This is a genomic window from Alphaproteobacteria bacterium, from assembly GCA_040220875.1.
GTDB lineage: Bacteria > Pseudomonadota > Alphaproteobacteria > JAVJVX01 > JAVJVX01 > JAVJVX01.
In genome coordinates, this window is sequence record JAVJVX010000005.1 from 582,849 (window position 1) to 598,553 (window position 15,705).

Annotated in this window: 17 protein-coding genes and 1 tRNA gene; 15 read left to right on the forward strand and 3 right to left on the reverse strand. The window is 63.8% G+C overall.

Going from position 1 to position 15,705, the window contains the following annotated elements:
- Nucleotides 1-28: 28 nt before the first annotated feature.
- The 8 genes from RLQ26_05010 (at nt 29) to RLQ26_05045 (ending at nt 8,144) form a co-directional block, all read left to right on the forward strand.
- On the forward strand, nt 29-511 hold the full coding sequence (locus RLQ26_05010; protein MEQ9088084.1) for a hypothetical protein: 483 nt from the start codon (nt 29-31) through the stop codon (nt 509-511).
- 34 nt (nt 512-545) lie between these two features.
- Nucleotides 546-1,910, forward strand: coding sequence for an MBL fold metallo-hydrolase (locus tag RLQ26_05015; GenBank protein ID MEQ9088085.1), 1,365 nt, complete (start codon nt 546-548; stop codon nt 1,908-1,910).
- Nucleotides 1,907-3,448 (forward strand): thymidine phosphorylase family protein, encoded by a 1,542-nt coding sequence (locus RLQ26_05020; protein MEQ9088086.1) that lies wholly within the window; start codon nt 1,907-1,909, stop codon nt 3,446-3,448. The genes RLQ26_05015 and RLQ26_05020 overlap by 4 nt, the downstream gene beginning before the upstream one ends.
- Nucleotides 3,445-4,362 (forward strand): ribose-phosphate pyrophosphokinase, encoded by a 918-nt coding sequence (locus RLQ26_05025; GenBank protein MEQ9088087.1) that lies wholly within the window; start codon nt 3,445-3,447, stop codon nt 4,360-4,362. Before RLQ26_05020 ends, RLQ26_05025 begins: the two co-directional genes overlap by 4 nt.
- A 28-nt stretch (nt 4,363-4,390) precedes the next feature.
- A complete protein-coding gene (locus RLQ26_05030; GenBank protein MEQ9088088.1) occupies nt 4,391-4,729 on the forward strand; it encodes an SHOCT domain-containing protein in 339 nt (112 codons plus the stop codon).
- Between the two features lie 62 nt (nt 4,730-4,791).
- Entirely contained in the window at nt 4,792-5,253 is a 462-nt protein-coding gene (locus tag RLQ26_05035; protein MEQ9088089.1) for a hypothetical protein, read from the forward strand.
- On the forward strand, nt 5,250-6,617 hold the full coding sequence (locus RLQ26_05040; protein ID MEQ9088090.1) for an APC family permease: 1,368 nt from the start codon (nt 5,250-5,252) through the stop codon (nt 6,615-6,617). The genes RLQ26_05035 and RLQ26_05040 overlap by 4 nt, the downstream gene beginning before the upstream one ends.
- A gap of 489 nt (nt 6,618-7,106) precedes the next feature.
- On the forward strand, nt 7,107-8,144 hold the full coding sequence (locus RLQ26_05045) for a sodium:calcium antiporter (protein ID MEQ9088091.1): 1,038 nt from the start codon (nt 7,107-7,109) through the stop codon (nt 8,142-8,144).
- Nucleotides 8,145-8,233: 89 nt separating this feature from the next.
- Here the strand turns inward: RLQ26_05045 and RLQ26_05050 are convergent, their stop codons facing one another.
- From RLQ26_05050 to RLQ26_05060, 3 genes are all read right to left on the reverse strand, one after another.
- On the reverse strand, nt 8,234-8,992 hold the full coding sequence (locus RLQ26_05050; protein MEQ9088092.1) for a hypothetical protein: 759 nt from the start codon (nt 8,990-8,992) through the stop codon (nt 8,234-8,236).
- Nucleotides 8,993-9,045: 53 nt separating this feature from the next.
- A tRNA-Ser gene (locus RLQ26_05055) sits at nt 9,046-9,134 on the reverse strand.
- Between the two features lie 178 nt (nt 9,135-9,312).
- A complete protein-coding gene (locus tag RLQ26_05060) occupies nt 9,313-9,960 on the reverse strand; it encodes a hypothetical protein (protein ID MEQ9088093.1) in 648 nt (215 codons plus the stop codon).
- A 280-nt stretch (nt 9,961-10,240) separates the two neighbouring features.
- Between RLQ26_05060 and rplU the strand changes: the two genes are divergently transcribed.
- From rplU to rsfS, 7 genes are all read left to right on the forward strand, one after another.
- Complete coding sequence (gene rplU / locus RLQ26_05065; protein MEQ9088094.1) at nt 10,241-10,639, forward strand: 50S ribosomal protein L21; 399 nt, start codon at nt 10,241-10,243, stop codon at nt 10,637-10,639.
- 3 nt (nt 10,640-10,642) lie between these two features.
- The gene (gene rpmA, locus RLQ26_05070) at nt 10,643-10,900 is read left to right on the forward strand and encodes a 50S ribosomal protein L27 (GenBank protein MEQ9088095.1); all 258 of its coding nucleotides are present in this window, start codon (nt 10,643-10,645) and stop codon (nt 10,898-10,900) included.
- 123 nt (nt 10,901-11,023) lie between these two features.
- Nucleotides 11,024-12,070 (forward strand): GTPase ObgE, encoded by a 1,047-nt coding sequence (obgE, locus tag RLQ26_05075; protein ID MEQ9088096.1) that lies wholly within the window; start codon nt 11,024-11,026, stop codon nt 12,068-12,070.
- Entirely contained in the window at nt 12,067-13,200 is a 1,134-nt protein-coding gene (proB, locus tag RLQ26_05080) for a glutamate 5-kinase (protein MEQ9088097.1), read from the forward strand. Before obgE ends, proB begins: the two co-directional genes overlap by 4 nt.
- A 119-nt stretch (nt 13,201-13,319) precedes the next feature.
- Complete coding sequence (locus tag RLQ26_05085) at nt 13,320-14,558, forward strand: glutamate-5-semialdehyde dehydrogenase (protein MEQ9088098.1); 1,239 nt, start codon at nt 13,320-13,322, stop codon at nt 14,556-14,558.
- An 8-nt stretch (nt 14,559-14,566) separates the two neighbouring features.
- Entirely contained in the window at nt 14,567-15,256 is a 690-nt protein-coding gene (locus RLQ26_05090; protein ID MEQ9088099.1) for a nicotinate-nucleotide adenylyltransferase, read from the forward strand.
- A 31-nt stretch (nt 15,257-15,287) separates the two neighbouring features.
- Nucleotides 15,288-15,686: a ribosome silencing factor gene (rsfS, locus tag RLQ26_05095; protein ID MEQ9088100.1), complete on the forward strand. Its 399-nt coding sequence runs from the start codon at nt 15,288-15,290 to the stop codon at nt 15,684-15,686.
- Nucleotides 15,687-15,705: the final 19 nt, after the last annotated feature.

Consider the following 15,705-nt stretch of genomic DNA (forward strand, 5'->3'; position numbering starts at 1 on the left):
AAACACAACTGTAAAAGGGGAACGGATCATGAGACTGACAGCGCTAACTACCTTCCTCATCACGGGATTTCTGCTGGTCGCTGTAGCGGCCACCGCGCATGCGCAGGCAACAGATCAAGGGCCCCACGCACATCATCCGGAGGAAACCCGGACCACGCCCGAAGCGCAGGCACCCGGCACAGCAGCGGCTCCGCCTGCCGCAATGAATCAGGGCAATCCGGGCATGGTGCACATGATGTCGGGTGCCGGTTCCGCCTCTCCTTTGGCCATGATGGGAAATCATGGCGTGATTTACGGCATGCCGGAGGCCCGGGAAGAGGTGACGCCCCAGCGTGTGCGCGCCTTTCCGGAGAGGTATCTGGCCTGGCACGACAATCCGCGCCTGAGGTTGGGCAAAATCTCGAAAGCCGAGGATGGCAGCATCACAGCCAAGATCGTCACCATCGACGGCTCGTTGGTGCAGAAGTTCGCCTTCAACCGCTACCCTGGCCTGTTCCGGCAGGTCCAGTGACCCGCCGCGGCGAGCGTCAGCGGGGCGTCCGAGCATGAGTGCCCGACTGTCTTTCCTCGGTGCAGTCGGCACCGTCACGGGTTCGAAATACCTGCTCGAGTATGACGGTGCGCGTATCTTGATCGATTGCGGGCTCTTTCAGGGGTTCAAGCAGCTCCGCTTGCGCAATTGGGCGCCCCTCCCGACTGATCCGCAACGTATTGACGCCGTGGTTTTGACCCACGCCCATCTCGATCATTCAGGCTATCTGCCGCTCCTGGTCCGAAAGGGGTTCGCGGGTCAGGTCGTCTGCACTGAGGCCACGCGGGATCTTTGCGAGATCCTGCTCCCCGATAGTGGTTACCTGCAGGAGAAGGATGCCGAGTTCGCCAACCGACATGGCTTCTCGAAGCACCGCCCTGCGCTGCCACTCTACACGAAGGCCGACGCCGACGCCTGTATGGATCGCTTCGCGACGGTCGCTTTTGGCAACGAGACGAAAATCGCCGACAAGTTCTCCGTCCGTTTCTTGCCTGCCGGCCACATTCTCGGCGCGGCCATTGTGGAAGTTCGTTTTGCCGGGCGGACCCTCGTCTTCTCCGGCGATTTGGGGCGACCCAATAGCGCCACAACGGTCGATCCCACGCCTGTCGCTCATGCCGATTACCTGGTCGTCGAATCGACTTACGGCGATCGGCGTCATGAGACGCAGGACGCAGAGGAGGTGCTTGCCGAGGTCATCAACCATACGGCCGCGCGGGGCGGCACCGTCCTCATCCCAGCGTTCGCGGTCGGTCGAGCCCAGTCGCTTCTCTTCCACCTCCAGCGCCTGAAGGCGAATAAGCGCATCCCCGACTTGCCCATATTCCTCGACAGTCCGATGGCGATCGATGCGAGTGAGGTGTTCTGCAAGCATATCGAGGCACACCGGCTGACCACCGAGCAATGCCGAAAGGCTTGCAGTATTGCCCGCTACGTGCGCGAACCGGAGGAATCCAAGTCGCTCGACCGCGAGATTATGCCAAAGATCATCATCTCGGCGAGCGGTATGGCGACCGGTGGGCGAGTCCTTCACCACCTGAAGCATTTCGCGCCGGACCGCCGCAATACCATTCTTTTCACGGGCTTCCAGGCGGGCGGGACGCGTGGTGCCGCCATGACAGCCGGTGCAGAGAGTGTAAAGATTCATGGCAGCTACATCCCGATACGGGCAGAGGTCGCCAACCTGCAAATGTTGTCGGCACACGCCGACGCGGACGAGATCATGACGTGGCTGGGACACTTCGCCGATCCACCACGCACGACCTTCGTGACACATGGCGAGCCGGCCGCCTCGGATGCTCTGCGCCACCGGATCGCGGAAGAACTCGGATGGCCTTGCACGGTGCCGGACTACCGCGATGAAACCGAGCTGACATGACGGCGAAGCCACCACCGAACGCTGCGCTCAACCGGTCGGCCCCGAACACCCTACGCGCACGGCGCCTCGGGATCGACACGCAATACGAGGCGGTCGTGTTCATGCGCGAGGACTGCCCCATCTGCCGGTCCGAAGGATTTGCGGCCCAGGCGCGGGTTCGGCTGACGCACGGTGAGCAGTCGGTCATTGCGACCCTGTATCACGTCAGCGGGGACTTGCTCAGGCACGACGAGGCCGGCCTGTCGGAGTCGGCCTGGCACCGTCTGGGACTCGTCGACGGCGAGCTGATTTCCGTGAGTCACCCGCGCCCGCTCGACTCTCTGAGCAAGGTTCGCGCGAAGGTCTATGGGGAGCCCTTTGACGCAATCGCACTCGAGGAAGTTGTCACCGATATCGTCGCCGGCAGGTACTCGGACATTTATTTGTCCTCGTTCATTACCGCTTGTTCCGCAAGACCCCTCGACCATGACGAGACGGTCGCGTTGACGAGAGCGATGGCGGATGCTGGCGAACGCCTAGATTGGGACACCACGCCTATCGTCGACAAGCACTGCGTCGGCGGCCTTCCAGGAAACCGAACCACGCCGATCGTCGTTGCCATTGCGGCTGCTTGTGGCCTCACCATGCCGAAAACATCATCCCGGGCGATCACGTCGCCGGCGGGAACGGCGGACGCCATGGAAACCCTGGCTCCGGTCGATCTCGACATCCCTGCCATGAGGAATGTCGTAGAACGCGAGGGCGGCTGCGTGATCTGGGGCGGAGCGGTGCGCCTGAGCCCCGCGGACGACACGCTAATCCGTGTCGAGCGCGCCCTCGATCTCGATAGTGGAGGTCAACTTGTCGCTTCCGTGTTGTCGAAGAAAATCGCCGCCGGCTCCACCCACCTGATTCTTGACCTGCCCGTAGGTCCGACGGCTAAGGTACGCAGCGACGCGGCTGCTTCGGCTTTGGCGCAGAGCCTCACCAAGGTTTCGCAAGCCTTCGGAATTGCCGCACGCATTCTGGTGACGGATGGACGTCAGCCGGTGGGACGCGGCATCGGACCTGCCCTGGAGGCCGAGGACGTACTTGCGGTGCTGCAGGGCTCGCCACAAGCACCGGGAGACCTTCGCTCGCGCGCCGTCGCCTTGGCCGGCGCGCTATTGGAGTTGGCCGGTATGGCGGCCCCGGAGACCGGCGAAGAAATGGCAATTCAGGTCCTGCAAGACGGCCGAGCGTGGACCAAGTTCCAGCGTATCTGCGATGCCCAAGGCGGGATGCGGACGCCGCCGCAAGCGCCTCATCGCCGTCCCGTCGTGGCGACACGGCAGGGCCGCGTTCTCGCGATCGACAACCGTCGGCTGGCCAGGGTGGCAAAGCTCGCCGGAGCGCCGGAGGACAAAGCGGCGGGAGTCGAGATCCATGTCCGGCTTGGCGCGACGGTTGACGCAGGCGAGCCGCTTTATACGGTCCATGCCGAGACGCCGGGTGAGCTCGCGTACAGCCTAGGCTATGTGGAGGCCAACGATGATATCATTGATCTGGTGGAAACATGATGCGGCCGCTACTCGTCACGTTGCGTGAGGATGAGCCCCTTGCTGAGCCGTTGGCAAAGGCAATCGGCGGCGAGTTCTCACAATTGCAGATCCGTAAGTTCCCGGACGGCGAGACCTATCTACGGTATGCAACGTCGCCTGAAGGGCGGCCGGTCGCCATCCTCTGCTCCTTGGACCGGCCGGACAAAAAGTTCCTGCCCCTTCTGTTCGCTGCCGGCACGGCCCGGGACCTCGGCGCAGCGTCCATCGGACTGATCAGTCCCTATCTCGCTTACATGCGGCAGGATAAGCGGTTTAGGCCGGGTGAAGCCGTAACTTCGACTTGTTTCGCCGAAGTGCTGTCACGGCAGATCGACTGGCTCGTCACGGTCGACCCGCACCTCCACCGCCGACGTGCGCTTTCCGAGATCTATGCCGTACCGGCACTCGCGCTACATGCGGCGCCGCTGATTGCGGCTTGGATTCGGGAAACCGTCGATCGGCCCCTGCTCATTGGCCCGGACGCAGAGAGCGAGCAATGGGTGTCGGCGGTCGCGCGTGATGCGAATGCGCCCCATCTCGTGCTCGAAAAGAACCGGCACGGTGATCGAGATGTTGAGGTCTCAGTTCCCGAGGTCGAGCGGTGGCGGGGCCATACGCCAGTGCTCGTGGACGACATCGTGTCGACGGCGCGCACCATGATCGAGACGGTCGGTCACGTGATGCACGCCGGCATGCAACCGCCAACGTGCGTTGCCGTCCATGGGCTTTTCGCGGACAAGGCCTACCCCGAACTCCTGGCTGCGGGGGCCAGACAAGTCGTGACGACCAACACGATTGCGCACGAATCGAACGCCATCGACATTTCCGGCCTTCTGGCCGAAGGAATCAAGAGGATCACAATGGAAAGTAATGGCGGCGCGCTTGACCGTTAACCTTTAGGCCGAGAAAGGAAGGTGTCATATGCACAACGCTTTCAGAACATCCGTCGGACTTCTCATATCCCTGGTGTGGGCAGCCCCGGCACTCGCGCAGGCACACGGAGACCGCGAGGTCTGGTGGCATCCCGCCTGGAACTGGGGGCACATGATCTTCGGTGGGTTGGTGATGATCGCCTTCTGGGGCGGCGTCATCGTACTGATCGTGCTTCTGGTCCGCTGGCTCGGCGTCGAAAGCGGACACGGGCATGAATCGAGGCCGACCCCGCATCGGTCACCTCACGAAATTCTCCAGGAGCGTTTCGCCCGGGGCGAGATCGACAAGGAAGAGTACGAAGAACGCAGAAAAGTGCTGTCCGAATAGCGTTGGTTCTCATGCTGTGTAACGGCAGCGAATCCGGGTGTCGGGAAAGGGCTATCCGCAGGATGTCATGGTTGAGCGGCCTGAAACGGTATTTATCGGTGATCGTCATCGGGAACCTGATCTGGGAATTCGCGCATATGCCGCTCTATACGCTTTGGCTTACCGGCACCCGCAGCGAGATCGTCTTCGCAGCCATCCACTGCACAGGCGGGGATATTCTGATCGCGTTGAGCGCGCTCACTGTCGCGCTGATTTTCTTCGGGACGCATCAGTGGCCGGAAAGAAGTTTTCAGCGCGTCGCGCTGTCGACGGTCATATTTGGCATCGGCCATACGCTCTTCAGCGAATGGCTGAATATCGAGATTCGGCAATCTTGGGCCTACCGAGACCTCATGCCCATGGTCCCCGGAACCGGCGTCGGGCTCTCTCCCCTCGTTCAATGGATCGCGGTTCCCCTCCTCGCGTTCTGGTGGATTGGGCCGGCAAAGGTTCCTGACGGATCGAAGGGGACGGAAACCGAATGACCCGGCGACACGATACGAAGCAAAGCGCGCGCGCTGCAGGCAGCCAGCCGGACGACCGGTCAACGCACTATACTGCCAACAGCCTCACCCTGATCGGCGCCGTCTCCATGGGAACCGGTGTGATGATCGGGGCCGGGATCTTTGCATTGACCGGCCAGATTGCCGAACTGGCCGGCGCATGGTTTCCCCTCGCTTTCTTGGCTGGTGCCGTTGTTGCCGGCTTCAGCGCCTATTCGTATGTGAAGCTGGCAAATGCCTGGCCGTCCGCGGGCGGCATCGCGACGTTCCTCGAGAAGGCTTACGGCAAGACCATGATGACGGGCGCATGCGCGCTCCTGATGTATTTCTCCATGGTCATCAACGAAAGCCTCGTTGCGCGAACGTTCGGCACCTATACGCTTCAACTGTTCGACGTCGGCAAAGACAGCGGCCTGGTGCCGGCACTGGGGATTGGCCTTCTGACCTTCGCCTTCCTGGTGAACATCCTCGGCAACCGAACGATTCAGACACTGTCGTTCTTCATGGCGTTCCTCAAGATCGGCGGGGTTGCCCTCTTCGCACTCGTGGGATTGTGGCTGTCCGGCCTCAGCTTGGAAAGCATTTCGGTCAGTCCCTCGGAGACGACTGCCGGCGGATTTCTGGGGGCGGTCGCCCTCTCGGTTCTCGCATATAAAGGGTTCACCACAATCACCAACAGCGGCGGCGAGATCGTCGAGCCTCATAGGAACGTGGGGCGGGCGATCGTAATTTCGATCGCCATCTGCGTCGTTATTTACGTCCTGGTCGCCCTTGCGGTGGGAGGCACGCTGACGCTCGACGAGATCACGCGGGCGCGTGACTACGCGCTTGCCGAAGCAGCCCGGCCAGCGTTCGGCAACGGCGGGCTCTGGTTCACGGTGGGATTCGCGATCGTTGCGACAGTCTCGGGAGTCATCGCGAGCGTCTTTGCCGTATCGCGAATGCTCGCCATGCTCACCGACATGAAGCTCGTCCCCCACAGCCATTTCGGCATGCCCGGCAGCATTCAAACACATACGCTGGTCTATACAATCGTCGCGGCCATGCTTCTCACCGTGTTTTTCGATCTGAGCCGCATCGCCTCTCTCGGCGCGATTTTCTACATCGTCATGGATATCGCCGTGCACTGGGGCATCCTTAGCCGCTTGCGTACCGAGATCCGTGCAAGCTCCACGATCCTCATAACGGCAATTGTGCTGGATGTTGTGGTGCTTGGTGCCCTCCTTATCATCAAGGCACGCACCGACATGCTCGTCATCTACGCGGCCGCTACCGGAATCGCGCTTATTTTTATCGGGGAACGGCTATTTCTTCGAAGAAATACCTCGCAGGAAGATGCCCGATAGCCAATTCGGCGCGCGATATCACCATCGGGTCCGGGGGTGGTCAAAGATGCCGCATCCACCACCAGTCGATCGGGGCATCCCCCGGACGATCCGACGGATTCCGGAATCGCAAAGGTTGTGGCCGGAGACCCGGAGACAATGAGAACCGACGGACAGGATACAGTGCCGACATCGCTCGGCGGGCCCGTAACGAAGTCCGGCGGTCGGCTCATGGAATCCTGCGCCCAAAGGATCTCCCTGTGCGCGACGGCGCCAGCCCAGGAAAAGGGGTCGTGAACTCGGAGTTCCCGCGGAAACAAAGTGTCCGTGGCCATTCGGAGAGCGTTGCCGGGTCCGTCAGCCGGACAGATCGAGCGAACTCGAACCAGCGATCCAACGTCCGTGCTCGGCGCCAGCACGGCAAACCGGTTCTTTGAGGTACCCAATCGACATGACCACATATCGAAATTGGCCGGACCGCCCAGGGCCGGGACCGGAGGAGTAATCTCCATGCTCTCGCAGTGGTCGATGATTGTATTGCTGGTGGGATTCAGCCTGGCGGGGCTCGCGGTGTTCGTCAGCGGCTTGAGGATCACAGCGCTGATCGACAGGCTGGCCGACCGAACCGGGTTGGGCGAGGCGATGGCGGGGGCGGTGCTGCTGGGTGCGGCCACATCTCTCAGCGGGGTGGTCGTGTCGGTCACCGCGGCGTTCGATTCCCAGCCGTCACTGGCGTTCTCAAACGGGATAGGCGGTATCGCGGCGCAAACAGCGTTTCTTGCCATCGCCGACCTGACCTATCGCAAGGCCAATCTTGAACACGCCGCCGCTGAACTCGCCAACATATTTCAGGCGCTCGTCCTGATCGGACTGCTGACACTCCCGCTGGCCGCCCTGGCTCTGCCCGAATTCACGATCCTCGCCATTCACCCGGTTTCTTTCCTGATCCCGATGATTTACGTGGGTTTGCTTGTGGCGAGCCGTACCGTGCGCGAAGCCCCGATGTGGCGACCCGTGCCGACCCCGGACACTCGCCGGGACATTCCGGAAAGAGAAAACCCAAAGGCCCGCAGCGAAACGACCGGGCAACTGTTCGTAACTTTTGGCGGCCTCATGATCGTCATGGGAGTGGCGGGCTGGGTACTCGCCAAGACCGGGTCCGAAGTCATGCAGCGGCTGGATCTCTCGGCCGCGCTCTTCGGTGCGCTCGGCACGGCAGTCGTTACATCATTGCCTGAACTGGTGACCACCCTGGCCGCCGTTCGCCGGGGCGCCCTCCAACTGGCAGTCGGAGGGATCATCGGCGGAAACACCTTCGATACCCTGTTTCTTGCGGCTGCCGATTTCTCGTACCGGGAGGGTTCGTTGTACCACGCGGTGGGGATGGCAAATTATTTTTGGGTCGTGACCGCCATTCTCATGACCGTGATCCTGATGGCCGGATTGATTGTGCGGGAACGTCGGGGACCAGCCAGGATCGGCCTTGAAAGTGTTGCGCTTTTGGCGATTTACGGCAGCGCAATTCTTATCCAGGTGACAATCTGGTAGTGCCACCGTAGGCGGCTACATCATGCGCGACAGCGCTGACGTCCGGAAGGGAGCCGCGAATTCCGCCTCCCCGGATGACTCTCCCCTGATCAACCGACGCTTTTCGACAGCGGACTCGTCGGTTTTTCATAAATGAGATGGAGCACGTCACCCTCAACGAAAAAAACAAAGTCCAGAACAGAAAATTCGGAACTCCCACGAATAACATTGCGTAGTGCAATACCCACCTCGTCAGGACTGCCTGCCAAGGGATACATGTTCAGCAGGACGAGGCCAACTCGATCATAACCGGACACAGAGCGCAGTTTCTGAACCTTGTCGCCAAGAGCGTGACTTATCATTTCCCGATTGTTCGCTGATATGTCGGACATCATATGTCCGCCTGGGGCAGAAGTCCCATTGGGCGCGCCGGTGCTAACAACCAACCAGCAATGTCCACTATCGGAAGCGGTAATGGATCCCCCGCCGAAATCGTGGCTTCCAAGAGTATTCAATTTAACGAATTCCTCGACTGCCCGACGCACTTGCTTCTTCCAGGTCGCCCCGTGTATTCCGGAAGGCGGCCCGTTCAGTATCAGACTGTATTTCAGATTGCGGAAAGGCTCGACCGCCTCACGCAACTCCCTTCCAAAATTTAGCAGCGGTAGGTCAACCTCTGTCCTCGATTTTTCCGAACCATTTTGAACCACCCGTTGATCTACTCGTGTTACTTCGGTCGCCCATTTTTCGTTCCCCACTCGGCAAACGATGTCCGGAGGATCGTTTTTGACGAGTTCACAACGAGCGCCTTTGTCACAGAGAAACGCCTCCAACAGGCCGCGGACGTACTCTTCGTCACCTTGAGTCATCTCTCTTGGCCCAAACCGATGGGGACAGTTCGATCCCGGTCGCGTTGATGAATTGGCGGAGGGGGAGGGATTCGAACCCTCGGTACGCAATGCGCACAACGGTTTTCGAGACCGCCCCGTTCGACCGCTCCGGCACCCCTCCAACGCGGCCCGGTCCGAGGGCGGGCGCGGGCGCGCGCCCCGGACGAACAGGCCCGGAACCTAGCCCGCCGCCAGCGCCCCGGCAAGGGCGGAAGCAGGTTGGATGGGCGGGTGGCCGGCAAGAGCGGCCGACGGGTCGGGGCGGCCGGGCGGGGCCGCCAGGGACGGCTCATCCGGCGCTATGGCCTGTCGGCCGGCTCCCTGAAAAGTTTGAAGTCCTGCTGATGCGGGCCGAAATTCTCGAAGACGGATTCGAACATTTGAAGCGCCCGGTCGTTCAGGCTGTCGAACTCGTTCTGGACCCGATCGCTTTCCGCCGCCGCCGCCTCACGCGCCTGGGTGACGCGCGGAATGGCGAGTTTGAGCAGCGCCGGCGTCGGATCGCTTTCCAGATCGAGAACCATGCGGTGCAGCCGGGCGAGCTCCGCACGCAGGTAATTTGGCGCCTTCGAGCCTTCCTCGCCCCAGATCGCCGCCTCCTCGATCGCTTCGCGCGCCGCAGCCAGGCGCTGCGCCCGGTCGCGCCGTTCGGTCAGGTCACGGCTCTCCGCCAGGAGGCCTTCCACGAACCGGAGCCGGCGCGCCATGAAGGCGTAGCTGTCGAGGTCCACCTCGAGGCGCTCGAGCTGCGCAAGATCGCCGCGCAGATTGTCGAGATGACGGAGCCCGCGATGGGCCGCGGCCGCGTCGGGGGCGTCGTGGACGCCGACGCCGGTCTTGATCGCAGCGCCCGCCGGGCCGGCCCACGGGGCCAGCAGCCCGACGCAAAGAAGGACCGCAAGGCAGATCGGGAATGGCTGACGGCCAGTCGGGGGGGAGCACGTCATGGCGATGCCTCTAGCCGTTAACGGGGGCGCCGCCGGTCGCTGCCAGCCCTCGCCTGCGGCGTGGCGGGGCCCGACGACTATACAATAAGGGGGACCCCCTTAACAAAGCCTGAGCCGACCCCCGCCCGCCCCGGCCTAACCCCTGATAAAGCCGGGATTTTCTGTGGTTTCGGCGGGGCCGGCCATGCTTGACTTGGGCGAGGCGTGGCGTATAGTGCCGCCTTCGCGCGGGCCGGCCCTCCGGTTCCGCGTTAAACTATTGAATTAGATTGGTTTTCCAATGTTCGCTGTGGTTCGTACGGGCGGGAAGCAGTACCGCGTGGCGCCGGGAGACGTGATCCAGGTCGAAAAGCTTGCCGGCGAGGCAGGCGAGACAATCACGCTCGACGACATCCTGATGGTCAACGACGGCAAGACCACGATGCTGGGCACGCCCGTGGTCAAGGGCGCGTCGGTGACGGCGGAAATCGTCGCCCAGGCGCGCGCCGACAAGATTCTCGTCTTCAAGAAAAAGCGCCGCAAGCATTACCGGCGACTGAATGGCCACCGGCAGGAAGTGACTGTCCTGCGCATCTCGGCCATCAATGGCGCAGGCAAGGGCAAGGCGGCCGCCGGCGGCAGCAAGGCCGAGGCGGATAGCCCGGCCGAGGCCGGGGCGGCGGACGGAAAGGAGTCCTGAGCGATGGCACATAAAAAGGCAGGCGGCAGTTCGCGCAACGGACGTGATTCGGCTGGACGCCGTCTGGGCGTCAAGCGGTTTGGCGGCGAGAACGTGCGCGCCGGCAACATCATCATTCGCCAGCGCGGCACCAAGTTTCACCCCGGCCCCAACGTCGGACTGGGCCGCGACCATACAATTTTCGCCCTCGTCGATGGCGAGGTCTCCTTTCGCCAGACCGCGAAGGGCCGGACCTTCGTGTCGGTCGAGCCGACGAGCTAACGCACCCCGACAGGCGGCGATCGAGCACGCAAACGGGGGGAATGGCATACCATTCCCCCCGTTTTCGCATGCGCCGACCAGCGGCGCGATTGGACCAGACAGGGAGCCCTACGGGGCAAAACGATGAAATTTGTCGACCAGGCCAAGGTGAACCTGCGCGCGGGCAAGGGCGGCGACGGCTGCCTGAGCTTCCGGCGCGAGAAGTTCATCGAGTTCGGCGGCCCCAACGGTGGCGATGGCGGGCGGGGCGGCGACGTGATCGCGGAAGCGGTGGCCGGGCTGAATACCCTGATCGATTTCCGCTACCAGCCCCATATCAAGGCCGGGACCGGCCAGGCCGGGGCAGGCGCCAACCGCACCGGCGCCGCGGGCCATGACCGGGTGATCAGGGTCCCGGTCGGGACGCAGGTCTTTGCCGAAGATGGCGAGACCTTGCTCGCGGATCTGACCATGGAAGGTCAGCGCACCGTTCTCGCCCATGGTGGCTCGGCCGGGGTCGGCAACGCCCGCTTCAAGTCCTCGACCAACCGCGCGCCCCGCAGGACGATCCCGGGCGGGCCGGGCGAGGAGCGCTGGGTGATTTTGCGACTCAAACTGCTCGCCGATGCGGGTCTCGTCGGGCTGCCCAATGCCGGCAAGTCCACTTTCCTCGCGCACGTGTCGCGCGCCCGGCCGAAGATTGCCGACTATCCTTTCACCACCCTCGCCCCCCAGCTTGGCGTGGTCTATGCGGAGGGCGAAGAGTTCGTGCTGGCCGATATTCCGGGACTGATCGCCGGCGCCCATGAAGGCGCGGGGCTCGGCACCCGTTTCCTCGGCCATGTCGAGCGCTGCCGCGTCCTCATCCATCTGGTCGACGGCACGGCGGATGATGTCGTCGCCGCCTACCGGATCATCCGCGAGGAACTCGCGGGCTACGGCGCCGGGCTCGCGGAGAAGCCCGAGCTTCTCGCGCTCAACAAGGCCGACGCCCTGAGCGCGGCGGTGGTCGCCGAAAAACACGCGGCGCTGGCCCGGGCAGCGGGGCGCTCGGCGGATGATGTCGCCGTGATCTCCGGCGTTTCGGGCCAGGGGGTGGATGCGCTGATCCGCCGGGCTCACCGGGAAATCCGGGCGGCCCGGCAGGCCGACGGTGCCGGTTCGGGCGCCGAAAGGCAGGCCGCGCCATGACCGACGACACGCTCAACCGGGGACCCCTGGGCGAGGCCCGGCGGATCGTGGTCAAGATCGGCTCCGCCCTTCTGGTGGAAGAATCGACCGGCCGGGTTCACGCCGCCTGGCTCGACACATTGGCCGAAGACCTCGCCGCCTGGCATCGGGCGGGGCGCGAAATCATCGTCGTCTCGAGCGGCGCCGTCGCGGTCGGCCGGCGTCGGCTGGGTCTGACGGCGCGCCGGCTGCGGCTCGAGGAGAAACAGGCGGCGGCGGCGACCGGGCAGATCCAGCTTGCCCACGCCTACCAGAACGCGCTGGCCCGGTTCGAGATCGGTGTTGCCCAGATTCTCCTCTCCCTCACCGATACCGAGGAGCGCCGGCGCCATCTCAACGCGCGCTCGACACTGGAGACCCTGCTCGGGCTCGGCGTCATTCCTGTCATCAACGAGAACGACACCATCGCCACCGACGAGATCCGGTTTGGCGACAATGACCGGCTGGCGGCCCGCGTCGCCCAGATGATCAGTGCCGACACGCTGATCCTGCTCTCCGATATCGACGGGCTTTACACGGCCGACCCGAGACGTGACGCGACCGCACGGCGCCTCGAGGAAGTCAGCGAGATCACGGCGGAGATCGAGGCGATGGCAGGAGATGCACCGGCCGGATACAGCTCGGGCGGCATGGTGACCAAGCTGATCGCGGCAAAGATCGCCATGCAGGCGGGCTGCCGGATGGCGATCACCGACGGCAAGCCGCCCCACGCGCTGGCGCGCCTGGCATCGGGCGCAGCGGCGACATGGTTCCGACCACGCGCGACACCCACACGGGCGCGCAAGCAGTGGATCGGGGGCGTGCTGCAGACCGAAGGACGGCTGGTGGTGGATGAGGGCGCCGAACAGGCGCTCGGGCACGGCAGCAGCCTGTTACCGGCCGGAATCCTCGCCATCGAGGGAGAGTTCGAGCGCGGCGACGTGGTCGTGATCGTCAATCGGGCGGGCAGGATCATCGGCCGGGGGCTCAGCGCCTATAACGCCGGAGATGCGCGCCGGATCATGGGGCACAAAAGCCGTGAAATCGAGGAATTGCTCGGCTACCGTGGCCGCGAGGAAGTGATCCACCGCGACGATCTGGTGATGCAATAAGCCGCGCTGGCGGGTGAACGGGCGGCAGGCGGGCCAAGGCAGGACCCAAGGCAGGACCAAAGAAATACTGGAGATGACGTGTGTCCGACACCCTGGTTGAGAGCGATCTGAACAAGGTCATGGCCGAGATCGGCCAGGCCGCCAAGGCGGCCGCCCGTGTCCTGGCCGGCGCCGATGGCGAGACCAAGAATCGCGCCCTCGGGGCAGCGGCGGCGGCCATCCGGGCCAGGCGCGCCGAAATCCGGACGGCGAACGCGGAGGACATGGCGCTCGGGCGCGAGAAGGGGCTTTCTGCCCCGCTGATGGACCGGCTCGAACTGACCGACGCGCGGATCGAGGCGATGGCGACGGGGCTCGAGGATATCGCCGCGCTCCCTGACCCGGTGGGCGATGTCCTGGCCGAGTGGACCCGCCCCAACGGGCTTCATATCGCGCGCGTGCGCGTGCCGCTTGGCGTGATCGGCATCATCTACGAATCGCGTCCCAACGTGACCGCCGATGCCGGCGGGCTTTGCCTGAAATCGGGGAACGCGGCCATCCTGCGCGGCGGATCCGAGAGTTTCCATTCTTCCGCCGTCATTCTCGATTGCCTGAAGACGGGGCTGCGCGAAGCAGGCCTGCCCGAGGCCTGCCTGCAATACGTACCCACCCGTGATCGTGCGGCGGTTGGCATCATGCTGACCATGACCGATGTCATCGACATCATCGTGCCCCGCGGCGGGCGCAGCCTGATCGAACGAGTCCTCGCGGAAAGCAAGGTGCCGGTCATCCGTCACCTCGACGGGCTCTGCCACGTTTACATCGATGCCGATGCGGACGCGGATATCGCGCGGCGCGTCGCCTTCAACGCCAAGATGCGCCGTCCCGGCATCTGCGGCGCCACGGAAACGATCCTCGTCGATCGCGCCGTGGCTGAGTCGCACCTGCCACCCCTAATTGCGGACCTGGCCGAAGCCGGCTGCGAGGTACGGGGCGATTCGGGCGTGCAGGCGCTGGATGCCCGCGTCCTGCCGGCGAGTGCGGCGGATTGGGACACCGAATATCTCGACGCGATCGTATCGATCAAGCTGGTCGATGGGGTCGAGGAGGCGATCCGGCATATCAACACCCATGGCTCCCATCATACGGACTCGATCATCACGAGTGACCCGGCAACGGCCGAGCGCTTCCTGGCCGAGGTGGACAGCGGCATCGTTCTACTGAATGCCTCGACGCAGTTTGCTGATGGCGGCGAGTTCGGCATGGGAGCCGAAATCGGCATTTCAACGGGCAAGCTGCACGCGCGCGGCCCGGTCGGGGCGGAGCAGCTCACGACCTACAAGTACATCGTGCGCGGATCCGGGCAGGTACGACCCTGAACGGCCGGATGAAGCCGCGGGACGCCGACACGCGAAAAAATCCGCGTGCGCGCATCAACGCCCTCCTCGCCCGCGCGCGGACCGGACGGCCCATCGGCCTTCTCGGCGGGTCGTTCAACCCGGCCCATGACGGCCATCTGCATATCACCCATGTCGCCCTCAAGCGGTTTCGCCTGGCTGAGGTCTGGTGGATGGTCTCACCCCAGAACCCGCTCAAATCCACGACCGACATGGCCCCCCTCGCGGAGCGCATGGCCAGCGCCCGCGCCCTCGCCCGCGACCGGCGTATCGTGGTGACCGATATCGAGACCGATCTCGAGTCCGTCTTTACTGCGGACACGCTGGCCAAGCTCCGGCGGCGCGCGCCCGGCGCCAATTTCATCTGGCTGATGGGGGCCGATAACCTGGCGCAGATTTCCCGCTGGCAGCGCTGGACGGACATCTTCCGCCTGATGCCGGTCGCCATCTTCGACCGGCCGGGCCACGCCTTTCCGGCGCTCGCCGCCAAGGCCGCCAAGCGGTTCTCGAAGGCACAGCTTTCGAGCCGCCGTGCCCGGCGCCTCACGCGGCGCAAGCCTCCCGCCTGGGTCTTCCTGCATATCCGCACCCACCCCGCCTCGGCGACCGAGATCCGTCGCCAGCGCCGCATCCTGGGACAGGGCCGGCGGAACACGGCGGCGGGCGACAAAGATTGTTGAGTTCCGGGCCGGTTTGAGGCCAGAATAATAAATGCGTTCCACTTTCGGCGAGGATTTGATCATACGACCCGATGAAGTAACGGCACCGCCAGAGGACCTGCTGGATACGACCCAGCGGTCCCTTGAGGACGACAAGGCCGAAGGGGTGGTGGTGATCGATCTCGCCGGCAAATCCAGCATAGCCGACCATATGGTCGTCGCTTCGGGCCGCTCGCAGCGGCACGTGGCAGCCATGGCCGAGCACCTGCGCGAACGGCTGAAAGCCAGCGGGCGGGAAATCTCGGTCGAGGGGCTGAACCAGGCGGATTGGGTGCTGATTGATGCCGGCGATGTGATTATCCACCTTTTCCGGCCCGAAATCCGGGGGTTCTACAACCTCGAAAAAATGTGGGGGGCGAACCAGCCCAGGACGGAGCAGCTCGCCGTCTAACCCGCGGCGGGCGCGATAT